Genomic DNA, 22,512 nt, shown 5'->3' on the forward strand with positions numbered 1-22,512 from the left:
AAATCACCTCTGATGTCTTTTTCATATTATATTTAACTTTATTGAAATTATCAACAGAATTTTTAAAAAATTTAGAAAGTTCAAGCTCAAATTGTGAACTAATTCCGAATTTTTTACAAAATTTGATATTGTTTTTCATTGAGCTGATATGATAGGAGGTGAATTAATATTGTGATAAGGAGATGAAAGAATGAGAATGCCGCACCAGCGAAATCTTGTAGAGGAGTATGAAATCAACCCGTTTACAATGGTGATTATGCCAACCACTTATGGGTGTAAAACTTATTCCAAGGTATTGGAAACAGAAGATAATTGTCTTTCCCCTTTTAAGCCCATTGATATAATAAAAAAAAGCTGTCAGTTTTTTGGATCAAGCTACGAAGGTAGAAAGGACGGAGTTAGACAGCTAACTGGAATCACGCATAAGGTCCCCATTCCTGTTTCCCCAACAAACTTCATCTATTTTTTCCCAACCACTTCCCCCGATAATTCGGAATGTATTTGGCTTGCTCATGAACATATCGTCGATTATAAGAAGGGAGATAAAAGTCAAACGACTGTCTTGTTCACGAACAAGGAGGTTATGAACATTCCCATTTCCTTTAACTCCTTTCACAATCAAATCTCAAGAACATTGCTCGTACGATCTAAGTTGGGAAAACGTCTTGAGGATACAAGAACGATGTATGTGAATTTTGGGAAAAAGATGAGGGCATCGGAAAACCAATTAGATTATGGAAATTACGGGCGTTAAATTAAACATGAACAGGAGCAACTCTATGCTTCTGTTTTGTTATTTTCTCGCTTAAATAAGTAATACTCAAGAAGTTCCTGGACTTTGTTTCGGATTCTTGGATTAAAATAATTATGATGCTCTTCATACCCTTTATAAAGAAAGGTAAACATCGTAAAGGCCTCGTCATGATTAGACTGATATACTTTAATTTTATTTTTACTCATGTGGCGCTTAATTTCACTAAGCTCCTTTTGGACGACCTTCATCGTTTCTTCGATTAAATGAAGATAAGGCTCCTTTAACTTAATGGTACTTGTGTTAATGCTCTGAATGTCACGATTAAGGACGGTCAGTACCATCGGTAAATAGATGGCCTGCTCAATCATATTTCTTTCTTCTGGTGGAATTCTAGTCATTTTTATCGAACCTTTCAGACTAAAATAGGAACGTTTGTTCTTATTTATTTTATATGATTCAGGAGAGAAAGGCAAGATGTTATCTCCTTCCGAGTGAAACGAGTATGATGTGCGTAGTTTACGAAAAGAAAAAAGAAAAAATTAATTTTTTTAGAAGGAATAATATTTCTGTTATCGAAATAAATAAGTAAAAATAAAGGAGATGATATGGGTGACAAATAAAAGAACTTTATTGGCAGAGGATTTATTTAATCTGAAATCAGTAGCAGACCCACAGCTAGCTAACAATGGACAAGACCTTGTGTATATTGAGACGTCCATTGATGAAAAGAAAAATGATTATGTTTCCCATGTCTTTTACATGAATGTAGAGGAAGAATCAAACCCTGTTCAATGGACATTTGGTACGGATCGAAACTTTTCACCAAGATGGTCACCATGTGGTGAAAAACTAGCATTTGTCTCAACGAGAAGCGGGAAGGGACAAATTTACATCTTACATAAAAAGGGTGGGGAAGCGAAACAGCTTACTGACGTAGCCAATGGTGCAAGCAATCCAGTTTGGTCACCTGATGGAAAACAAATTGCCTTTAACACCTCATTAAAGCCAGGTGATGATCTTTCCGGGAAAGAGGAGAAGCAAGAGGAACATCCAAATCTTCTAAAACCATTAGTAGTTGAAAAGATGAAGTATAAATCAGATGCAGCTGGATTTTTGGACGGTAAAGTAAAACAGGTGGGGGTCGTGAACGTCGAAAGTGGAGAAGGACAGCTGCTAACTTCAGGGGACGCGGATATCCATTTACAAAGTTGGTCTCCCGATGGAAAAAAACTTGCTGTATCAGCTGATTTTAATGAAGATACTGATTTTTCGTTCATAAATGATTTCTTTTTATTAGATGTAGAAACAAAAGAGCTAAAGAAAATAACAGAAGGTACAGGTTACTTTGGGAGTGCTAGCTTCTCTCCGGATGGAAGATATATAGGGTTATTAGGTCACGAAAGAGAATTTGAGAACGCGACTTTGACAAAGCTATGGATTTATCACGTCGAAGAGGAAACATTGACTTGCTTAACGGAGGGAACAGACTTACTGGTTGGAGACTTTGCAATCGGAGATTTTCATCAGGGGGTAGTAACTCCAGGGGTACTTTGGGGAGATAATAGCACAAGCTTTTATTTCCTTGCGAGCGATCATGGAAATACCGTTTTATACTACGGTTCGGTAGAAGGAGAACTCTACCCAGCATTGCTAGATAACCAGCATGTATATGGTGCAACTACGGGCGGACAAGTGAACCGAGCAGTTGTTGCGATAAGTAAACCAATGGAGCCAGGAGACCTTTACTTGTTGGATGTACCAACGGGAGAGCTTAAACAACTGACAAGTGTTAATAAGGGATTTTTAGAAGAGGTTCAACTTGCAGAAGTGGAAGAAATTGAATTTACCTCAACTGATGACTGGCAGTTACATGGGTGGATTATGAAGCCAGCTGATTTTAAAAATGATGTAAAATATCCGTGTATTTTAGAAATTCACGGCGGACCTCATGCGATGTATGCAAATACGTATTTTCATGAGTTTCAAATGTTGGCAGCGGCCGGATATGCTGTGTTATTCATTAATCCAAGAGGTAGCCATGGATACGGGCAATCATTTGTGGATGCGGTCCGTGGAGACTATGGTGGAAGAGATTATGCAGATTTAATGGATGCGGTAAATTATGCATTGGAGAATTTCGACTTCATAGATGAAACCAAACTTGGGGTTACTGGTGGAAGCTATGGCGGCTTTATGACAAACTGGATTGTTGGACATACGAACCGCTTTAAGGCTGCAGTTACACAACGCTCTATCTCAAACTGGATTAGCTTTTATGGCGTAAGTGATATTGGATATTACTTTAATGAATGGCAAATTAAAGCGGAGCTTGAAGACTTAGAAACTTTGTGGAAGCATTCACCACTCGCTTATGTTAAAAGGATAGATACACCACTACTCATCCTACATAGTGAGAAGGACTACCGTTGTCCAATTGAGCAGGCTGAGCAGTTATATATTGCGTTAAAGCATCGTAAAAAAGAAACAAAGTTCGTCCGTTTCCCAGAGTCGAATCATGAGTTATCAAGAAGTGGAAAGCCGAATTTAAGAATAGAGAGACTAAATCATATTCTTCAATGGTTTAAAGAATATATTTAATGATCCAATCGATACCCATAGGAAACAAGTCCTGTGGGTATTTTTGTCATAAAAGGGTTGAATTCGTTCTCTTTTTTAATTAGGAGGTGTACAATATGAAAAAAAGGACCATGTTAGAATAATATGCTGTTTATTTACGTGAGGGGATTTAGTAATGGATCTAGAATTAATCAAAGCTTGGTTTACTCTTGAAAATATTATGGAAGTAATTGAAAAATACAGATCCTTTGGACCGTTTCCAGGGATTTTACTACCGTTACTAGAAGCATTTCTTCCATTTTTACCACTTTTCCTATTTGTAATGGCGAATGCGAGTGCCTTTGGGTTATGGTTAGGTTTTTTATTCTCTTGGATAGGGGCATCGGGTGGAGCATTAATTGTCTTCCTCTTAGTTAGGAAGTTTGGTCAAAAGAGAATATTGAACTTTTTAAAGAAGCATCCTCAAGTACAAAAATTAATGGTTTGGGTAGAGAACCACGGGTTTGGCCCACTGTTTTTACTACTATGCTTTCCTTTTACACCGTCAGCTGTTGTGAACATTGTTGCAGGACTGTCAAAGATAAGTATTGCTCAATATATGCTAGCTGTACTAACAGGGAAAATGGTAATGATTTTTACCATTAGCTTTGTCGGATATGACCTACATTCTTTGATTACACAACCAGTACGTACTGCGATTGTTGGATTTGTCATCGCATTACTTTGGTTTATTGGGAAAAGAATTGAAGCCCGCCTAAACCGTGTTGAAACAAGAGTAAGTGAACCGCAAAGATCAAAATCATGAACAAAGCAAAAATTCTTCTCTTGGTAAAAATATAGTTATTAAATGAGGAGGGAAAATATGAGATTAAAGGGGAAAGTGGCAATCATTACAGGGGCTGCAAATGGAATTGGCTTCTCGGCTGCTAGTTTATTTGCAAAAGAAGGAGCAAGGGTTGCTTTAGTGGATTACGATGCAGATTTAGGAGAAATAAAGACAGAAGAGTTAAAGGCACAAGGTTATCAAGTAGCTTTTTTTCGAGTAGATGTGGCTAATCGTGATAGTGTAAATGAAATGGTAGAAGGGGTAGTTGGCCTGTTTGGCAGGATTGATATTCTCGTGAATAATGCCGGAATCACACGCGATGCGATGCTGTCCAAGCTAACAGTTGAGGACTTTCAGCAAGTGCTTGATGTGAATTTAACTGGGGTCTTTCATTGTACACAAGCAGTACTTCCTATATTAGTTGCTAACGGAAAAGGTAAAATTATTAATACTTCATCCGTATCTGGTATAAATGGCAATGTTGGGCAAACCAATTATGCTGCCACAAAAGCAGGGGTGGTGGGGATGACTAAGACATGGGCCAAGGAACTTGGGCGTAAAGGGATCAATGTAAACGCAGTGGCGCCTGGCTTTATTGATACGGGGATGACAGCCAAAGTACCTGAGAAAGTAATGGAGCAAATGAAAATGATGGTACCACTTGGCCGGCTAGGAAATCCAGAGGACATTGCGAATGCCTATTTATTCTTAGCATCGGACGAATCCAACTATGTGAATGGAACCGTGCTACATGTCGATGGTGGCATCATGATGTAGTAGAGTGGAAGGATAATGCTTGATTGTAAAGGAGAAATCTCTTAATTAGAGATTTCTCCTTTTTTGGCCGGTCAAATAGAAAGGTTCTAACCGCCCATCAGGACAACAATTCCCTTTTAAGCGGCATTAGAACCCACCTTCCTACTGTTTATTCAACAAATACCCCGTAATGATCTGATTGACATAACTTGGTTGTCTTGTTGGAAGTTGGTGAGATTCTCCCTTAATGATAAAGATCTCAACATCAGCCAATTCTTTTTTATAAGTTTTGATATACGTATTGAATACGTCAGACTTGCTACCGTACATGAGTAGAACTGGTGCAGTAATTTTTGCAAGACCATCCTTGCAGTTAAAATGCATTACGTCATAGTAGTATTTTGACCATACGAGAGGGTTTGATTTAAGCATATGTTCTTTTAACAGACGGCGAAGTTCAGGATCCTTTGTGTGAGCAAATGCAAGCCCTGCCGACATCAGCTTTTTACTTTTACTTGCAAAAAATACGCCCAAACGATGCTCATTTTTTATAGTCCAATGATCCACAATAGGATAACCCCCAGATAATATGAGCGTGTGAACTCTGCTTGGGTGATGAATGGCTAGATATTGAGCAATGGCTCCTCCAGAGGAATAACCAAATAATACAGCCGCTGTAATTTCCAACTGATTCATAAACTCAATAATATCCTCACCATATCGTTCAACGGTCACTTCTCTTGTAACATTGTAGGAGCTATCCCCGTGTCCAGCGAGGTCGGGCAAAAGTATCCGGAAATGCTTAGAGAGCATTTTTTGCCTATCAAAAACTTTTCTGCCCATACCTGGTGGGTGGAGGAAAATAATGGGGAGACCTTCTCCTATATCATCATAACAAATGAGTTCACCTTTTAATGTCATGCTCTGCATTCGATTATCTCCTATCGAGTTCTTTATAGATAGTATGTGAAAAGAAGTGGAATTCAGAGAAGGAATTAAATACCAACCAAAACAGGCACAAAATCGCAATAATACTTAAAAATGATTAAAAAAACTTAAAACCAATTGAAAAATTAAATAATTTTACTTATAATTACTTATAAATAACCATAGTGAGTTGAAAAATTATGTATCAAGAGGAACGTTTAGTAGCTATTCTTAGTTATTTGAAAGAACATAAACGAATTACAGTTGAAGGAATTTGTACAGAATTAGAGGTTTCAAGGGATACGGCAAGAAGAGACCTAGTTCGTCTTGAAGAGGAAGGGAGAATTATCCGAACGAGGGGTGGGGCATTGCTACCAGCTGAACATCACATCGTTATGGACTATAACCATCGTTTAAAGGTTGTTTCTAGGGAAAAACAAGTGATTGGAAAAAAAGCTGCGACCTTTCTAAAAGCAGAAGATGACATCATCTTAGATGCCTCCACTACAGTGCAAGCATGTGCTGAGCATGTAGAAAATATGGAATGTACGATTATTACGAATTCCATTAATTCTGCAGAGATCTTATCAAAGCACCCACTTGTTTCCATCCATCTCGTAGGAGGAGAGTTCCATAAGAAGCACCGTTATTTGTTTGGATCGCAGGCTATTGAGAAAATGGCTCAGTATTCTGTAGATAAAGCCTTTATTGGAGCAGTTGGTATATCTGAATCAGGTTTGACAAGTGCTCATGAAGAGGATGGAATGTTAAAGAAAAAAATGATGCAGCAAGCAAAACAAGTGATTGTTTTAGCAGATCATACGAAATTTGGAGTCAATGGGTTCTTCCAATATGGGAATTTTACAGATATAGATGTACTAATAACGGACCGTATGCCGAGTAGTGATTTTATCCAGCTTTTGCAAGAAAATGGGGTCGAGCTCGTGATAGCTGGTGAGGGAGAGGAAGAGGGAAATGACTAATTTAATTGCAATTGACTTAGATGGTACATTGTTAAGCCATGAAAATACAATAAGCTCAGAAAATATCAAGGCTTTAGATTATGCTCATCAACAAGGGGTAATGATCGTGATTGCGACAGGGCGTTCTTATCACGATGTTAAGAATATACTTAATGAGTATAGCCTTCCCATTAATCCGTGGATTATTTCAGCCAATGGGTCAACTATTCATCATCCGAATGGTGAAAAAGTTCATTCCGTACCCATTGATAAAAAAACGGCAGAACCGATATTAAAATGGCTAGAGGATGAAGGGTACTACTATGAAGTGTTTGCCGACAATCGACTACTTACTCCACAGCATGGTAGAGATATACTATCGAAGGAAGCTGATCGACTTAGAAAAGAAAATCCTTCTATTAAAGAAGAAGATATTGAACGAGCATTAGCCACTCAGTACAGTCAAACAGGATTTGAATTTGTATCCTCCTACCAAGACATTATTAGTTATGATGCGGATCTTTATAATATTCTTGCGTTTTCCTTTCATGATGAAAAATTAAATAGAGGAAAAGAGAATTTTAACGCTTTGGAAGGGTTGAATATCGTTTCATCAGGTAAACATAATTTCGAATTTATTCATGAAAATGCCTCCAAAGGGAAGGCTTTAGAAAAATTAGGAGAAATCATACAAATTCCACTTCTAAAAATGGCAGCAGTGGGAGATAATTACAATGATATATCCATGCTAACGATGGTAGGCAGAAGTGCTGCCATGGGGAATGCAGATGATGCAGTAAAAGAGAAGGCACATGAAGTAACTCTTGAAAATCACGAGCATGGAGTGGCTCATTTTATCTATCGTCTTCTAAAAAAATAGGTATCAATGGTTGGCGTAACTTGAAGGTAAGGCGTGACAACCTAGATATAAGGTCAACCATATCGGTTGGCCTATTTACTTTCTAGGCGTCATTTGTAACTGGAAAGAAAAAGCGGTTCACATCAAGTAGGTTATACCCTATTTCCGGCAATACCTATGGTAAGATAATAGGATAGAGAAGGAACGACGAGGGAGGTTTTCTTATGGCAGTTCATTTAGTTATCGGGAGATCTGGAACTGGAAAAACGCATTTTTGTTTGGAAGAGATAAGAGAGGAAATGCTTCAATCGCCAGTAGGAAATCCAATTGTTTACCTAGTACCTGACCAAATGACTTTTTCTTCTGAATATAAATTGATTACAACACCTAGGCTTGGGGGAATGATTCGAACTCAGGTTTTTAGTTTTTCAAGACTAGCGTGGCGAGTGTTGCAGGAGACAGGTGGAAATACTAGATACCACTTAAATAGTGTCGGTATTAATATGTTAATTCGAAAGATTGTTGAAGAGAGAAAAGCAGAATTAAAGCTTTTTAATCTTTCCGCTGATAAAAATGGGTTTATTGGGCAGCTTGAGCAAATGTTGGTTGAGTTTAAACGATATTTAGTTAGACCAGAAGAATTACTCATTCAGCAGGAATCAGAGCAAATGAATAAAGTCCTTAAGGACAAATTACATGATTTAGAGCTGATTTATAAACATTTTGAAGATGCTCTTTTTGGTTCGTACGTCGACTCCGAGGATTATTTCAAATTATTAGCTGAAAAAATTCCGTTATCAACTTATTTAAAAAACGCAGAAATATATATTGACGGGTTTTACAGTTTTACACCTCAAGAATATTTTATTATTAGCCAACTCATGAAGCACTGCAAAAAAGTTACAATCACTCTTACATTAGATGAGCCCTATAATGAAAAATATCCAGATGAATTGCATTTATTCCGCATGAATGCTGAGACCTGTCAAAGTCTTTATGAGATTGCTAGAGTAGAAAGATTAGAAATAAAAGAAACCATTTTATCTGAACAAAAGAGATGGAAGCATCCATCGCTCAAGCATTTGGAAACATTTTTTGATACACGGCCAACAAATGTATATACAGGGGGAACTGCTGTCAGCATAGGACAAGCGGTTAATCGTCGAGCGGAAATTGAAGGAATTGCACGCGAAATCCTCTCGCTAGTTCGAACAGAAAAATATAGATACAAAGACATTGCTATTATGATGAGGAATGGTCATGAATATAAGGATTTAATTGAAACGGTTTTTGATGATTACGAGATTCCTTTTTTTGTGGATCAAAAACGTACGATGCTTCATCATCCAGTTATTGAACTTATTCGCTCTACACTTGAAGTGATTAATGGATACTGGCGGTATGAGCCAGTATTTCGAGCGGTGAAAACAGAACTTCTTTATCCCCTTCATGTTGATCCTAATAAAATGCGAGAACAAATGGATCAGCTTGAGAACTTTGTCCTCGCATTCGGAATACAAGGGGATAAATGGACAAGGCGTGACCGTTGGGTATATCGCCGAATGAGGGGACTGGAATTAGAATCTGTAGCCCAAACCACTAAGGAAAAAGAACGTGAACAGAAGTTAAATGAGCTACGATTAATGATTTCAGCACCGATTCTTCGATTATCAAGAAGATTGAAAAAAGCTGAGAATGGAAGCAAATTAGCTGAGGCACTTTTTCTATATCTGGAGGAACTAGAGATACCTGCAAAGCTTGAAAGATGGAAAATAGCTGAAGAAGAAAAGGGCGAATTAACGAAAGCAAGAGAGCATGACCAAGCGTGGAACGGGGTTATTGAGCTTCTTGATCAGTTCGTTGAAATGTTAGGTGATGAAAAAGTATCTTCGAAGCAATTTTTAACGATTTTGGATGCAGGGCTAGAATCACTGAAGTTCTCATTAGTGCCCCCTGCAATGGATCAAGTGCTAGGTGCAGATCTAGAAAAATCCCGTCTAACTGATGTAAAGGTTGCATTTATCATTGGGATAACTGAAGGTGTTCTTCCTGCAAAATTTTCGGAGGATGGAATATTTGCTGACGAGGATCGAGAACAGTTATTAGGAAATGGTTTAAAGATTGCTGCTAGCAGTAAAACTCGCTTATTAGATGAGGAGTTTATCGCCTATAAGGCATTTACGACTCCGTCTGAGCGGTTGTATGTTTCTTATCCATTAGCAAACTCTGAAGGAAAAGCGTTAATTGCCTCTCCATATATTAAAAGAATGGTTGATATGTTCCCTGATAGTGAAGCTCTATCATTCATGTCTGAACCTTCAGAACTTGGTGAATTAGAACAGCTTAAATTTGTAGCACATGAAAATACAGCTCTTGCCTATTTAACTTCACAGCTGCAACTTAAGAAAAGAAATTACCCCATCTATGACTTATGGTGGGATGTGTATAATTATTACCAATCGAAACCACATTTCCATAGAGATGTACGGAAGGTACTTTCCAGCTTAACGTATGAAAATCGGACAACCAAGCTATCCGAGGAGACCAGCAAGGAATTGTATGGAGAACAAATCCAATCTAGTGTAAGTAGAATGGAGATGTTCCATAGCTGCCCGTTTTCACATTTCTCTCAGCATGGGTTAAAGCTTAGAGAACGCCAAGTATTCAAGCTGGAAGCACCAGATATTGGAGAACTATTCCATGCGGCATTAAAGTATATTACCGAAACCATTATGGCAAGCAAGTTGTCATGGTCCGATGTATCTAAGGATGAAATGGAACAGTTAGCAAAACAAGCAGTGGATGTACTTGCACCCAAGTTACAAAATGAAATTTTATTAAGCTCGAATCGTCATCATTATATTAAAAGAAAGCTTGAACAAATTATTCAAAGGGCTTCGCTTATTCTGCGTGACCATGCCAAGGCAAGTGGGTTTGCTCCGGTAGGACTGGAATTACCATTTGGACCTGCAGAACAGATAAAGCCTGCACCATTTACGCTGAAAAATGGGACAAAGATGGAGTTAGTGGGTCGAATTGACCGAGTAGACAAGGCCTCCCATGACGGTGAAGTGTTCCTGCGAATTCTTGACTATAAATCCAGTGCAAAAGACATAAATGTAAACGAAGTCTATTATGGTCTGGCTCTCCAAATGCTTACGTATTTAGATATTATTATTTCAAACTCTGAATCTTTCATTGGATCCAAGGCTAGCCCTGCTGGTGTTGTTTATTTTCACGTGCATAATCCGATGATAAGCACGAGCAAAATGCTAACGTTAGATGAGATTGAAGCAGAGCTTTTCAAAAAATTTAAGATGAACGGTTTATTGTTAGGGGAAGAAAATGTAATCAAACTCATGGATCAAACATTGGAATCCGGCGAATCCACGATTATCTCAGCAGGGATTAAAAAAGACGGGTCACTAACGAAGAGGTCAAAAGTGGCAAGTAAGGAAGAATTTAATCAATTGCGATCGTATGTTAGAAGTATGTACGTGAAAACGGGAAACAGTATAGTCGATGGGGCTGTTCAAATCTCTCCTTATAAAATGAAGGAACAGACACCTTGTACCTTCTGTTCTTTCAAGTCTGTCTGTCAATTTGATGAATCATTACAGGATAATAAATACAGGGTGTTGAAGGTAGAAAATAAGGAAACTGTCGTAGAAAAAATGAGAAAGGAGAGTGTTGAAAATGGCGAGAATGAATCTGCCACCGAAGCCGAGTGATGTGAGCTGGACAGATGATCAATGGAAAGCAATTGTTGCAAACGGACAAGATATATTAGTTGCGGCAGCAGCAGGGTCTGGAAAAACAGCTGTTCTTGTAGAGAGAATGATCAAGAAAATTGTTTCTGAAGATCACCCAATGGACGTTGATGAGATGCTTGTCGTTACCTTTACAAATGCCTCTGCAGCAGAAATGAAGCATCGTATGGGAGAGGCACTTGAGAAGGCGATTGATGAAAATCCCACATCTAGGCACCTGAGAAAACAACTAAGTCTATTAAATAAGGCAAGCATATCAACTCTCCATTCTTTTTGTTTAGAGGTGATTAGGAAATTTTATTATAAAATTGAAGTGGACCCCGGTTTTAGAATAGCCGATGAAACGGAAGCACAGCTCTTGAGAGATGAGGTACTAGATACATTATTTGAAGAAGAGTATGGGTTGGAAGCTAATACTGAATTTTTTGATTTAGTTGATATGTTTTCAAATGACCGAAGTGATGCTGCGCTTCAAGTTATTATTCGAGAACTTTATGACTTTGCACGCTCAAATCCTTCGACAAAGTCGTATCTACAATCAATTATTGATATGTATGATGTAAATGAAGCAACAACGATTGAATCGTTGCCGTTTTATCCAACTCTTATATTCGACATTCGCCTCCAGCTTCAAGGTGCTAGAGGGTTATTTGAGGCTGCCCTTGATTTAACGAAGCTTCCGGAAGGACCAAGTCCTCGAGCAGAAAATTTTACAGATGATATAAGAATTATTGATCGGCTACTTGAAGCGAGTAACCATTCGTGGGAAGAATTGTATAATACACTTCTCAGTGAATCGTTTTCTAAGCTTAAGACCTGTAAAAAAACAGATTATGATGAAGTACTAATTGAAAAATCTCAAAAACTTAGAGACAAAGGAAAGAAAATGGTTCAAGCGATTCAAGCGGAATTATTTTCAAGAAAACCACAAAGCTTCATTCATGATATGAAACAAATGAAGCCTTATATTCAAACACTAGTAAGACTTGTTGAGGAATTTGCTAATAGATTTGACTCTATTAAGAGGGAAAAAGGATTAGTTGACTTTGCTGATTTAGAGCATTATTGCCTTCAGATTTTATCCGATTCAGAAGAGAGTACGGATCATGACTTCAAACCCTCTGAGGAAGCACTATCCTATCGTCGTCAATTTAAAGAAGTGCTTGTGGATGAATACCAAGACACAAACATGGTTCAGGAAGCAATATTAAACTTAGTTACAAAGGATGAAGAAAAGACAGGGAATTTGTTTATGGTGGGAGATGTAAAGCAATCGATTTATCGCTTCCGCTTAGCTGAACCAAATTTATTTTTAGGAAAATACAATCGTTTTACCTCACATGGTGACGACTCAGGACTTCGAATTGATTTAGCTCGAAATTTCCGGAGCCGCAAGGAAGTGCTTCATGGAACAAACTATTTGTTTAAGCAAATCATGGGCGTTTTGGTTGGGGAAATTACCTATGATGAAACAGCGGAATTAATTAATGGAGCGTCATACCCAGAGGAAGCTGTCCCGGTTGAGTTGTTTATCATCAATAGCGACGGAAAAGAGGACCCTCCAAATGAAGAAGGGGAAAGTGAGATTCAAGGGGATTCTTTTGATGAAGAAGAACTAGCACAATCTCAGCTTGAAGCAAAACTAATTGCAAGTAAAATACATGGTCTAATTCAAGGGAGAAAGCCGGTTTATAATCCAAAAACAAAAAGCTCTAGACAAGCTTCATATAAAGATATCGTCATATTGCTCAGATCCATGACTTGGGCTCCACAAATTATGGAGGAATTAAAGGACCAGGGAATTCCCGTTTATGCGAATCTATCATCAGGTTATTTTGAAGCAACAGAAGTAGTGATCATGATGTCACTATTAAATGTTATTGATAATCCATATCAGGATATCCCACTTGCTTCTGTCCTGCGCTCTCCTATCGTTGGTCTAACAGAAGAAGACCTCGCACATATCCGAATGGAGGACCGAAGTGGTTCGTATTACGAAGCTCTCAAAGCCTTTTATCGAAAAGCTCCAACAGAAGCAACGGAAGAGGCTCATGAGAAAATCGTTCCGTTTATGGAGAATCTATCGAAATGGAGGGCTTCTGCTAGACAAGGTGCTTTATCAGAGTTACTTTGGCAGTTATTCCGTGAAACAGGATTCTTTGACTTCGTAGGTGGATTACCTGGGGGGAAACAACGTCAAGCAAATTTACGTGCTCTGTACGACCGAGCTCGTCAATATGAGGAAACATCCTTCCGTGGGTTGTTCCGCTTTCTTCGGTTTATTGAACGCATGAGAGAACGTGGGGACGACCTTGGCGCTGCTCGCGCACTGGGGGAAAGTGAAGATGTTGTTCGGATCATGACTATTCACAGCAGTAAAGGATTAGAATTCCCAGTTGTATTTGTTGCTGGATTAGGCCGTCAGTTCAATATGATGGATATAAGGAAATCCTATATGCTCGACAAGGAGCTCGGCTTTTCTGCCAGATATGTCGACCCTAAAAAGAGAATATCTTATCCATCGTTACCGCAGCTTGCTTTTAAACGGAAAAAGCGGCTTGAGATGCTGGCCGAAGAAATGCGTGTTTTATATGTAGCATTAACCCGTGCAAAAGAGTACTTATATTTGATTGGAACGGTAAAGGATGCAGACAAGAAGCTTGAGGATTGGGGGAAATTCTCAACTCACTCGGAATGGCTACTAAAAGAGTACGACCGTCAATCAGCGAAGGGCTACTTAGACTGGATTGGACCATCTCTAATAAGACATCAAGATTGTCTGGAGTTACGAAATGGAAAGGATATCGGACAACACGTTCCAGCGGAGATCTCAAACCATTCATCGTGCTGGAAGATAGAAATCGTTGATGGAGTCCAATTAGCTTCTTTGAAGGAAATGTTAGAAGAAGAAAAGGACAGCTTATTGGATCTTGTGATTGATGGGAAGGAGCTTCCAGTCAAATCGGAGCGAAACGAACAAGTTCTATCACAATTGAATTTCAAGTATGAATATTTTGCACCATCGGTTCATCGTTCTAAGCAATCTGTCTCAGAGGTGAAAAGGCAAAGAGAATTGCAGGATGAAGAGAGTGCGACAGACATGCAAAGCAAATTCCGAAAACCACTAATGAACCGTCCACGTTTTATGCAAGAGAAATCCTTAACACCAGCGGAACGAGGAACAGCTATGCATGCAGTAATGCAGCAGATAGATGTAAATAAACCAATTACAAATGATAGTATTAACAGTCAATTAAATGATATGGTTCAGCATGAACTGTTAACACTTGAGCAGCTTGAGGTAATAGATGTTGATCAGATTGTGCAATTTTTTGAATCGGCACTTGGTTCTAGACTACTAAGTGCAAACACTGTTCTACGTGAAATTCCATTCAGTTTATCTCTTCCAGCTAGTGAAGTGTATGTTAATTGGAAGGGAGAGGAGGAGGCGGTTCTCCTTCAAGGTATCATAGATTGTGTCTTTGAAGATGAGAAAGGTCTTGTCTTACTTGATTTTAAGACGGATGGAATTCATGATCGATACAAAGGTGGCTTTGAAGAGGCGAAATCGATTCTTGAAGAGCGATACAAAGTCCAGATTGAGTTATATAAAAAAGCATTAGAGGAAATTTGGAAGAAGACAGTGAATGAGTCGTATTTATTCTTCTTCGACGGTGCACATATCATGAAAATGGATTAAATATGTAGTCAGCAGGAGATATTACTCTTGCTGGCTATTCTTTTAGGAGGGAAGGCTATGGGGAAGAAACAAACACTTCTAGGGGATTGTGAGCTTTGCTATCGGACAAATGTGGAAATCACCATCCATCACTTAACACCGAAAGAGCTGGGGGGTACGTTTTTACCGACGGCCAAGCTATGTTTACCCTGTCATAAGCAAATCCATGCTATATATACAAATGAGGAATTAGCTACTCGAATGAACACAATAGAACGTTTACGGGATGATGATACGATAAAGAAGTTTGTCCGCTGGATTCAAAAACAGCCTTCTACAAAGCTAATCAGTGTAACGAAATCAAAGGAAAGAAGACAAAAAAAGAGGTGAAACGGGTGTCTCACCTAATTATTTCCAAGTGTTGGCTGGTCAATCAAATTCGTATCTAACACATTGCTTGCTGATACTCCGTTATTCGTTATGACTAATCCGCCTGTATTGGCAGCACCAGCACCAGTGACAGATTTAGAATTACTTTTTGGTGAAATATAGAGAGAATCACCAAATTGGACGATCCCTCCACTTACAGTTGTAATTTGAACGGGGCCAATAATTGCCGGCATGAAAAACATCCTTTTTTAAAAATTTTCAACCAGTCAGTTTCAAGTACTTCTTGGTAAGAGCTGACGAATATGTTTGATTCGCGCTTCCATATTGATTGTTTTTGTGTTTCCAACATGAAGAATGGAGGAGGAAGAAAAGGCAATAACATTTATAGAGTTCACATGAATCATTGGGTTTTGATGAAAGGAGGAAATCATTATTTCCTCTTTATCTGGAGGAATCACAATCGGGCGTCGAAAGATAGGATATTTAAAAAAATCCTCCTCATCCCCTATAAATAACTGCTTTTCCCGTTGAACAGCTATTGCTCTATTTAGACCATTAATGATACTAGAATCTCCTAGTTGAATGACAGATGAAAGAGCTGCATTGGTAATCTTTATATTCTTAACCGAGCTTGAGCGTTGAAGCATTGCTACCTACCTTCCACTGCTAAAGGAACAAAAGGTCCAATAATGAGGGACTCAGCAGGAGTATCAAACGCTGACACGAGTTGGATGATTTCGGCATCCCCTACCATCATTATAGAAGAACTAGATACACCGATTACACGGATATCTCCAACGTGTAAGTCACGATTGTATACTTGAAAATTCATCATTCTTGCTTCATCCCTTTCACATTCTTAGGTAAATTTTTAATAAATGCCTCAACCCCATACTCCATTTCTTTGTGGAACCGCTCAAGAACTTTATCATCAATTTGTTGAGTGTCCAGTGTTTCTTTCTCTCCTGCAGAAATTTCTCGTAAATAAAGTTCCAATCTTTTAGGTATCTGTTTTCTGATATCTTCTTCAATAAAGTGATAGTACGATTCATCGAGAGTTGTTTGTAGCTTTGCTTGAGTGGTCTCGAAAATGGAAGGAAGATGATGACCCATATAATCATATACTTTATCTTCTAATTCCATGGATCTTTGGAACATTTGCTTTGGAGAATAAGGAGTCTTAACCGATTGATTTGGAACGGAAAATTCATCGATTCCTTGTAAATCGGAAGGATTTAAGCCGATATTTAATGTACCATCAAGGGATTCTACCTTAAGTTGATCAAATTTATATTCAATTCGATCGACATGAATAGGGGGCTTCTCTTTAAGTTTAGACATCTCTGTTTGCACTTGAAGTAAGCTGTGTTCTAGCATTCGTATTCGGTTTTCCTGGTTTTTCACAAGTTGGTGAAGTTGTCTTAAGTATTCGTAGAATTCATTATTCATAGCGACATCTTCCCTTCTTTTATGAAATGGATAATGGTACAGATGGAGCCTCGATAGGGGATCCTGTACCATCCCCTACAAAACCTACCTCATCTTGAGTGGAAACGAATGTACCCCCGGGATGAATGGGGTCGGGTGCTGGCCCTGTAAACCCCCCTGTATTGTATAAATGGGAGGTTGGTTTGATAATCCCTGCACTCCCTATTTGTAGAACGGATGAATTCGTTATTGCATCAATTCTTAGGAGATTAATAGATATATTTTGTTGAATATAGAAGTTCATTTCATCACCTTCTAACTAAGCATTTAAAATATTGCCTTGATCTATTCCATCATGGTCATACGTGTTCGTTGAACTAAACCTGTTGTACACATGTAACCCATCTCCGGTATTAAAGGACCCTGCCCCAGAGTACGTCTTGGCATTGGAAATAGGCATAATTTTATATACATCTCCAATATGAAAGACAGAGCTACTTCCGATTGATATCACTTGAGCTACACCGACTATTGCTGGCATACACTACACCCTTTGTTTAAGATTCCTTACATTGTATGTGCCTAGATAATAGATGTGAATTATTTGGGGGAAAAAGTTGAATTGCGAGTTTTGTACTATAACAGAATTCCACTAAGTTCCGTTGTGTTATGGTAAAATATTTATATAATTACCAATATTTTGATAAAGGTGGGTGTGCAATGAATGTACCTTTAGTGTTAACCCAGTTTTTAGACCGTGCGGTGTCTCTTTATGGAGAAAAGGAAGCAGTATATTGTGGAGAAAGGAGCTTTACATACCGTCAATTAGGAGAACGGGTAAACAAGCTTGCACATGGATTAAAGGAACTCGGAGTAAATAAAAATGATCGGATAGCCTATTTAGCTCCTAATTCCGTTGAGATGCTTGAAGGCTTTTATGGCGTCTTCTTGCTTGGTGGAGTGATGGTACCGCTAAATATTAGGTTGAAGCCTGAGGACTATTTGTTTATTTTAAATCATAGTAAATCAAAGGTATTATTTGTAGACCAAGAGCTTTATGATCTTATACTCCCTATTAAAGAAAAACTAGAAACGGTTGAGACAATTATTGTACATTATAAAGATGATGGGACGAAGGAAATTGGATACGACGAATGGTTGGCTAGTAAAGAAGGGAAAGCGTTTCCAAGGGAAGAGCTTCATGAGGATGACATTTGTAGCTTGTTGTATACGAGTGGTACAACCGGTCATCCCAAAGGGGTTATGTTAACTCACCGTAATAATTATATACATGCACTAACGACGATGCATCATTTGCGAGTGAGTGATCAAGATGTTCTCCTTCATATTCTCCCGATGTTCCATGTGAATGGCTGGGGGTCACCTTTTTACTATACAGCTAACGGATCTACCCAAATCTGTTTGAGAAAAGCTACTCCAGAGGAGATTTTTAAGGCCGTAGGGAAATTTAAAGCAAGCGTCATGCATATGGCACCAACTGTTTTAAATAGCCTTCTCCAATATTATGAGCAAAATATACCTCAAATCAATCATAAGGTAAGAGTTGTCATTGCTGGCTCAGCACCACCACCAGCATTTGTAACAAGGGTAGAAAGAGAGCTTGGATGGGAGTTTATTCAAGTTTACGGAATGACCGAGTCCTCTCCTTTAAGTACCATTTCAACCATTCGTTCTCATTTAAGTGATCTTCCATTAAATGATCAGTATCGTTTAAAAGCGAAGGCTGGTGTCAGCATGATTGGATGTGATGTTCGCGTTATTAATGATAGTGGTCAGGAGGTGGAAAAGAACGGAAAGGAAATAGGTGAAGTGGTAACTAGAAGCAATGGGGTAATGAAGGGGTACTGGAAAAATCCAGAGGCTACGATGGAGACCATACGAAATGGATGGCTTCATACTGGTGATATGGCAACAGTTGACTCATATGGCACTATTGACATTGTGGATCGAAAGAAGGATATCATTATAAGTGGTGGGGAAAATATTTCTTCTATTGAAGTAGAAGGAGTGTTATATGAGCACCCGAGTGTACTAGAAGCTGCAGTGATTGCTGTTCCACACGAGAAATGGGGAGAAACACCTCACGCTTTTGTCGTTGTTAGATCAGGTCACTCGGTGGAAGAGAAGGATCTCATCTCTTTCTCACGTGAAAAACTTGCTCATTTTAAAGCGGTTACAGGTGTTACGTTTGTTAAAGAATTGCCAAAAACTGCATCTGGAAAAATTCAAAAGGTGCATCTTAGAAATGATTACTGGGAGTCATATGGTAAATCAGGCAGATTTGTTAACTAAAGTTTTGCCGTTCCCGTTTTAGGGAACGGTTTTGATGTTTATTGGGAAAATTATCAAGTATAATAGGTTTCAAGGGACAGAGGAAGGGATATGTAAAAGAAATGAGTAATCAAAAAAGAATTATTTCCATTGATATAATGAGGGGTTTGTCGATATTGGGGATATTCTTAGTAAATATGATATCCTTTCATTCACCAATCCTTTATATTGACCCACATGTAACATGGACAACCACTAGTGACCACGTGTTTTACATGCTGATTGATTTGTTCATCCAAGGAAGCATATACCCTTTATTTTCTTTTTTATTTGGATATGGTTTTATTATTTTACGAGAGAGGACAATGGCAAAGGGTGAAAGCTTTCCGGCTATAGCAATAAGAAGATTACTTTTCTTGTTACTCATAGGATGGGCCCATGCCAACTATATTTGGCATGGAGATATTCTCTTTACCTATTCTTTGTTTGGATTCCTCCTACTGCTCTTTATCAGGTTAAGCGGAAAAGTGCTTGTATTATTGGGTATTATTTTATATTTTGTGCCTAATGTGGTTATTACGATATTGATGATCTTAGCATCTTCCGTTACTGGGAATGGGGATTTTACGATGGCTAATGAAACAAGTGCTAATGCATCGTATAACGTTTACCAAATGGGGACTTTTGAGGAAATTAGTGAACAGAGATCTCTTGACTGGTATTTAGTAAATAACCCAGGAAATATGTTTTTTATGCTCTTTTCCATCTTTCCAATGTTTTTGATTGGCGGAGGAGCGGCAAAGGAGGACTGGTTAAGAAGAGGAATAGAATTGACGAGACCTTTTCAAGTGACCTTAGCCATAGCTTTGCTCATTGGAATATCCATAAAAAGTTCTCCTTATTGGATACCAAGAAACTGGGCAACAGAGTATGCTCAAGATATGCTTGGTGGGCCTCTTCTTTCCATTTCATACATACTGATAATCGTATTGATTACGAATAATCATCGAGGCTTAGAAGTACTAAAAGTCTTTGGACCTGTTGGGAAGCTAAGTTTTACTAATTACTTAGTCCAATCATTAGTATCGACGACGATATTTTATTCTTACGGTCTTGGTCTATATGGACAAGTGTCGGTTGTGGAAGGAACGATTTTAGCTCTAATGATATTTCTAATACAATTAATTTATAGTTATATATGGCTAAAGTACTTTCGTATCGGCCCCTTCGAGTGGGTGTGGAGATCGGTTTCGTATTGGCAGTGGCAAAAGATAAGGAAAGAAGGAGATATTAAATGAAGCTAATTACCGGAAAAAAAGAAAACAAAGTTTTTGTTGGTGTTTTAGATTCCACAGAAAGGAAGGTTCTTGCTGTTAGCCATACAGATTCCATGGTTGACTGTATAGCAAAGGGAGAAGAATTTTTACAGGAAATACATGAAAAAATCAAAGCTGCAAGCGAGGAGGATTATTTTCAAATAGAAGAAGTGACATTGCTTTCTCCTATTACAAATCCACCAAAAAACATTATATGTGTTGGTAAAAATTATGTGGATCATGCGATTGAGATGGGAAGCAAGGAGGATATTCCTGAGCATATTATGGTGTTCAGTAAAGCTCCTACTACGATTATTGGGCCAGCTGATCTTATCAAAAATCATCTATCCATTACGAAGCAGTTAGACTATGAAGGGGAGTTAGCCATTGTAATTGGAAAGAAAGGGACAAATATTAAAATAGAGGAGGCCCTTAGCTATTGTTTCGGTTATACCATCGTAAACGATGTTACAGCAAGGGACCTTCAGGAAAAGCATAAGCAGTTTTTTCTTGGAAAAAGCCTAGATACCAGTTGCCCGATGGGGCCTTTTCTCGTTCATAAGGAGAGCATTGGAAATCCGAATTCATTACAAATTGAAACGAGAGTAAATGGAGAAGTAAGACAAAGTTCCAATACTAAACATTTTATTTTTTCTGTAGAAGAAATAATCTCTACCATTTCAAAGGGAATGACACTCGAACCTGGAGATGTGATTGCTACTGGTACTCCTGCAGGTGTAGGAAAAGGATTCAAACCACCCCGCTTTCTTAAACCAGGTGACCAAATAGAAATTACAATTGAGGGCATTGGAACTCTTACAAATAAAGTAAGCTTGGAGATTTGAAAATAATGTGAACGTTTGAATAATCTAGAATTGGATACCGACTTTCTTTTTAGTTTTTTTAACACTGTTATGGTATGATAAAGTCGATATTTAATAGGGAGGCTAATTTATGTCGATTAACACACATGCCCATATTACTGCATGGGTTCTCGCACTAGTACTATTTTTTGTAGCAAACTCATTACATAAGAGCGGAAAAGCAAAGGCTGCGAAAATCGTCCATATGATTTTGAGAGTTTTGTATATCATTGTGTTTGCAACAGGTGGAATGCTTGTTCATACGTTATTCTCCATGCAACCAGGTGAGTACATTGCTAAGGTTTTAATTGGGATATGGGTAATTGCAGCAATGGAAATGGTTCTCGTTCGTACCGTAAAAGGAAAAGCAACGAAGTCACTATGGATCCAATTTTATGTTGCTGCTGTTTTAGCAATCTTATTAGGACTTCGTCTACCACTTGGATTTCAACTATTTTAATGAAAACCTGCTCCTAAACGGGAGCAGGTTTTTTTATATAAATTTTTCAATGATTGTTCTTTTACCAGCATTAAGTGTAAATTCAAAACGGTCGGTTTGCTTTTTATAATAACAGAAATGGTGTTGGACATTACAAATATCTTCTTGGTTATCAAAGATCATAAAATTCACACCACTTTTTCTTTCGGTATCCTTTAAAAAAGTTAAATGATTGTAGCAATAAATACAATCAAAAATCGAAAAGCCAATCGAATTTAAATGGGAAATAAACTGATGAAACGAGTCATCGTTTATCTCTTCAAGCAATCGTTCAAGTGAATACATTAAGTGTTTGCGGATTCTTACTACATCTTGGTTTTTTAGATGAAAGGTTTCATTTCCGAAAGTTACTTTCCCATCCTCAAATAAAATTCCCTTTTTCCATCGATTAAATCGAAATACTTCAATTTCTTGGTGTAAAAATTCATCTAAAATGGATGCTTCATCTGTTTCCTCATCGAAAAAAATCCATTGGTTGTTTATATTCTCTACCGTTCCTTCAATAAATGCTCTCGTTTGATACTCAAAAAGTTTTAGTCGTTGCTGTCTATTCATGGTAAGACCTCCGTTACAGGCTAAAGGTTTAAAGAGTTATCTTCATAAACTTTGACATC

Annotated in this window: 22 protein-coding genes; 13 read left to right on the plus strand and 9 right to left on the minus strand. The window is 38.2% G+C overall.

Annotated features, from left to right (window positions below):
- Positions 1–190 precede the first annotated feature (190 nt).
- A complete protein-coding gene (locus BKO01S_RS13240) occupies positions 191–754 on the plus strand; it encodes a competence protein ComK (protein ID WP_066054554.1) in 564 nt (187 codons plus the stop codon).
- Positions 755–777: 23 nt separating this feature from the next.
- Here the strand turns inward: BKO01S_RS13240 and BKO01S_RS13245 are convergent, their stop codons facing one another.
- The gene (locus BKO01S_RS13245) at positions 778–1,152 is read right to left on the minus strand and encodes a YhjD family protein (RefSeq protein WP_066055017.1); all 375 of its coding nucleotides are present in this window, start codon (positions 1,150–1,152) and stop codon (positions 778–780) included.
- Positions 1,153–1,363: 211 nt separating this feature from the next.
- On the opposite strand from BKO01S_RS13245, the gene BKO01S_RS13250 reads away from it, so the two are divergent.
- From BKO01S_RS13250 to fabG, 3 genes are all read left to right on the plus strand, one after another.
- Entirely contained in the window at positions 1,364–3,352 is a 1,989-nt protein-coding gene (locus tag BKO01S_RS13250) for a S9 family peptidase (protein WP_066054555.1), read from the plus strand.
- A gap of 154 nt (positions 3,353–3,506) precedes the next feature.
- Positions 3,507–4,136 carry a TVP38/TMEM64 family protein gene (locus tag BKO01S_RS13255; RefSeq protein WP_066054557.1) on the plus strand — a complete coding sequence of 210 codons (630 nt, stop codon included), beginning with the start codon at positions 3,507–3,509 and terminating at the stop codon, positions 4,134–4,136.
- A gap of 57 nt (positions 4,137–4,193) precedes the next feature.
- Positions 4,194–4,934, plus strand: a complete 741-nt coding sequence (fabG, locus tag BKO01S_RS13260; RefSeq protein ID WP_066054559.1) for a 3-oxoacyl-ACP reductase FabG — start codon at positions 4,194–4,196, stop codon at positions 4,932–4,934.
- Between the two features lie 141 nt (positions 4,935–5,075).
- Here fabG and BKO01S_RS13265 read toward each other — a convergent pair whose 3' ends face one another.
- A complete protein-coding gene (locus BKO01S_RS13265; protein WP_066054561.1) occupies positions 5,076–5,843 on the minus strand; it encodes an alpha/beta fold hydrolase in 768 nt (255 codons plus the stop codon).
- A gap of 197 nt (positions 5,844–6,040) precedes the next feature.
- On the opposite strand from BKO01S_RS13265, the gene BKO01S_RS13270 reads away from it, so the two are divergent.
- The 5 genes from BKO01S_RS13270 (at position 6,041) to hlpB (ending at position 15,500) form a co-directional block, all read left to right on the plus strand.
- Positions 6,041–6,823 carry a DeoR/GlpR family DNA-binding transcription regulator gene (locus tag BKO01S_RS13270; protein ID WP_066054563.1) on the plus strand — a complete coding sequence of 261 codons (783 nt, stop codon included), beginning with the start codon at positions 6,041–6,043 and terminating at the stop codon, positions 6,821–6,823.
- The gene (locus BKO01S_RS13275; protein WP_066054565.1) at positions 6,816–7,682 is read left to right on the plus strand and encodes a Cof-type HAD-IIB family hydrolase; all 867 of its coding nucleotides are present in this window, start codon (positions 6,816–6,818) and stop codon (positions 7,680–7,682) included. Before BKO01S_RS13270 ends, BKO01S_RS13275 begins: the two co-directional genes overlap by 8 nt.
- A 203-nt stretch (positions 7,683–7,885) precedes the next feature.
- The gene (gene addB / locus BKO01S_RS13280; protein ID WP_066054567.1) at positions 7,886–11,392 is read left to right on the plus strand and encodes a helicase-exonuclease AddAB subunit AddB; all 3,507 of its coding nucleotides are present in this window, start codon (positions 7,886–7,888) and stop codon (positions 11,390–11,392) included.
- Complete coding sequence (gene addA, locus BKO01S_RS13285) at positions 11,358–15,131, plus strand: helicase-exonuclease AddAB subunit AddA (RefSeq protein WP_066054569.1); 3,774 nt, start codon at positions 11,358–11,360, stop codon at positions 15,129–15,131. The genes addB and addA overlap by 35 nt, the downstream gene beginning before the upstream one ends.
- Before the next feature lie 57 nt (positions 15,132–15,188).
- Positions 15,189–15,500: an HNH nuclease-like protein HlpB gene (gene hlpB / locus BKO01S_RS13290; protein WP_066054572.1), complete on the plus strand. Its 312-nt coding sequence runs from the start codon at positions 15,189–15,191 to the stop codon at positions 15,498–15,500.
- A 14-nt stretch (positions 15,501–15,514) separates the two neighbouring features.
- On the opposite strand, the gene BKO01S_RS13295 is transcribed toward hlpB, so the two are convergent.
- From BKO01S_RS13295 to BKO01S_RS13320, 6 genes are read right to left on the minus strand one after another with little or no spacing between them, the layout of a single operon-like run.
- The gene (locus BKO01S_RS13295; RefSeq protein ID WP_066054576.1) at positions 15,515–15,733 is read right to left on the minus strand and encodes a spore germination protein; all 219 of its coding nucleotides are present in this window, start codon (positions 15,731–15,733) and stop codon (positions 15,515–15,517) included.
- A gap of 39 nt (positions 15,734–15,772) precedes the next feature.
- Positions 15,773–16,147, minus strand: coding sequence for a spore germination protein GerPE (locus BKO01S_RS13300; protein ID WP_066054577.1), 375 nt, complete (start codon positions 16,145–16,147; stop codon positions 15,773–15,775).
- A 2-nt stretch (positions 16,148–16,149) separates the two neighbouring features.
- Positions 16,150–16,332 (minus strand): spore germination protein GerPD, encoded by a 183-nt coding sequence (locus tag BKO01S_RS13305; RefSeq protein ID WP_066055020.1) that lies wholly within the window; start codon positions 16,330–16,332, stop codon positions 16,150–16,152.
- Positions 16,332–16,949 (minus strand): spore germination protein GerPC, encoded by a 618-nt coding sequence (gene gerPC / locus BKO01S_RS13310; protein ID WP_066054580.1) that lies wholly within the window; start codon positions 16,947–16,949, stop codon positions 16,332–16,334. Before gerPC ends, BKO01S_RS13305 begins: the two co-directional genes overlap by 1 nt.
- A 19-nt stretch (positions 16,950–16,968) precedes the next feature.
- Complete coding sequence (locus BKO01S_RS23960; protein ID WP_084362073.1) at positions 16,969–17,232, minus strand: spore germination protein GerPB; 264 nt, start codon at positions 17,230–17,232, stop codon at positions 16,969–16,971.
- Between the two features lie 15 nt (positions 17,233–17,247).
- Positions 17,248–17,469, minus strand: coding sequence for a spore germination protein (locus BKO01S_RS13320; RefSeq protein ID WP_066054582.1), 222 nt, complete (start codon positions 17,467–17,469; stop codon positions 17,248–17,250).
- Between the two features lie 179 nt (positions 17,470–17,648).
- Here BKO01S_RS13320 and BKO01S_RS13325 point away from each other — a divergent pair, with 179 nt between their 5' ends.
- From BKO01S_RS13325 to BKO01S_RS13340, 4 genes are all read left to right on the plus strand, one after another.
- Complete coding sequence (locus BKO01S_RS13325) at positions 17,649–19,241, plus strand: long-chain-fatty-acid--CoA ligase (protein WP_066054585.1); 1,593 nt, start codon at positions 17,649–17,651, stop codon at positions 19,239–19,241.
- Positions 19,242–19,396: 155 nt separating this feature from the next.
- On the plus strand, positions 19,397–20,518 hold the full coding sequence (locus BKO01S_RS13330) for a DUF418 domain-containing protein (RefSeq protein ID WP_232311239.1): 1,122 nt from the start codon (positions 19,397–19,399) through the stop codon (positions 20,516–20,518).
- Entirely contained in the window at positions 20,515–21,381 is an 867-nt protein-coding gene (locus tag BKO01S_RS13335) for a fumarylacetoacetate hydrolase family protein (RefSeq protein WP_066054590.1), read from the plus strand. The genes BKO01S_RS13330 and BKO01S_RS13335 overlap by 4 nt, the downstream gene beginning before the upstream one ends.
- Positions 21,382–21,490: 109 nt before the next feature.
- Positions 21,491–21,859, plus strand: a complete 369-nt coding sequence (locus tag BKO01S_RS13340) for a YisL family protein (protein WP_066054593.1) — start codon at positions 21,491–21,493, stop codon at positions 21,857–21,859.
- 33 nt (positions 21,860–21,892) lie between these two features.
- On the opposite strand, the gene BKO01S_RS13345 is transcribed toward BKO01S_RS13340, so the two are convergent.
- Positions 21,893–22,453, minus strand: a complete 561-nt coding sequence (locus BKO01S_RS13345; protein ID WP_066054597.1) for a DUF2777 domain-containing protein — start codon at positions 22,451–22,453, stop codon at positions 21,893–21,895.
- Positions 22,454–22,512 lie beyond the last annotated feature (59 nt).

The sequence above is a fragment of the Robertmurraya korlensis NBRC 107688 genome, from assembly GCF_001591645.1.
In the GTDB taxonomy this organism is placed as follows: domain Bacteria; phylum Bacillota; class Bacilli; order Bacillales; family Cytobacillaceae; genus Robertmurraya_A.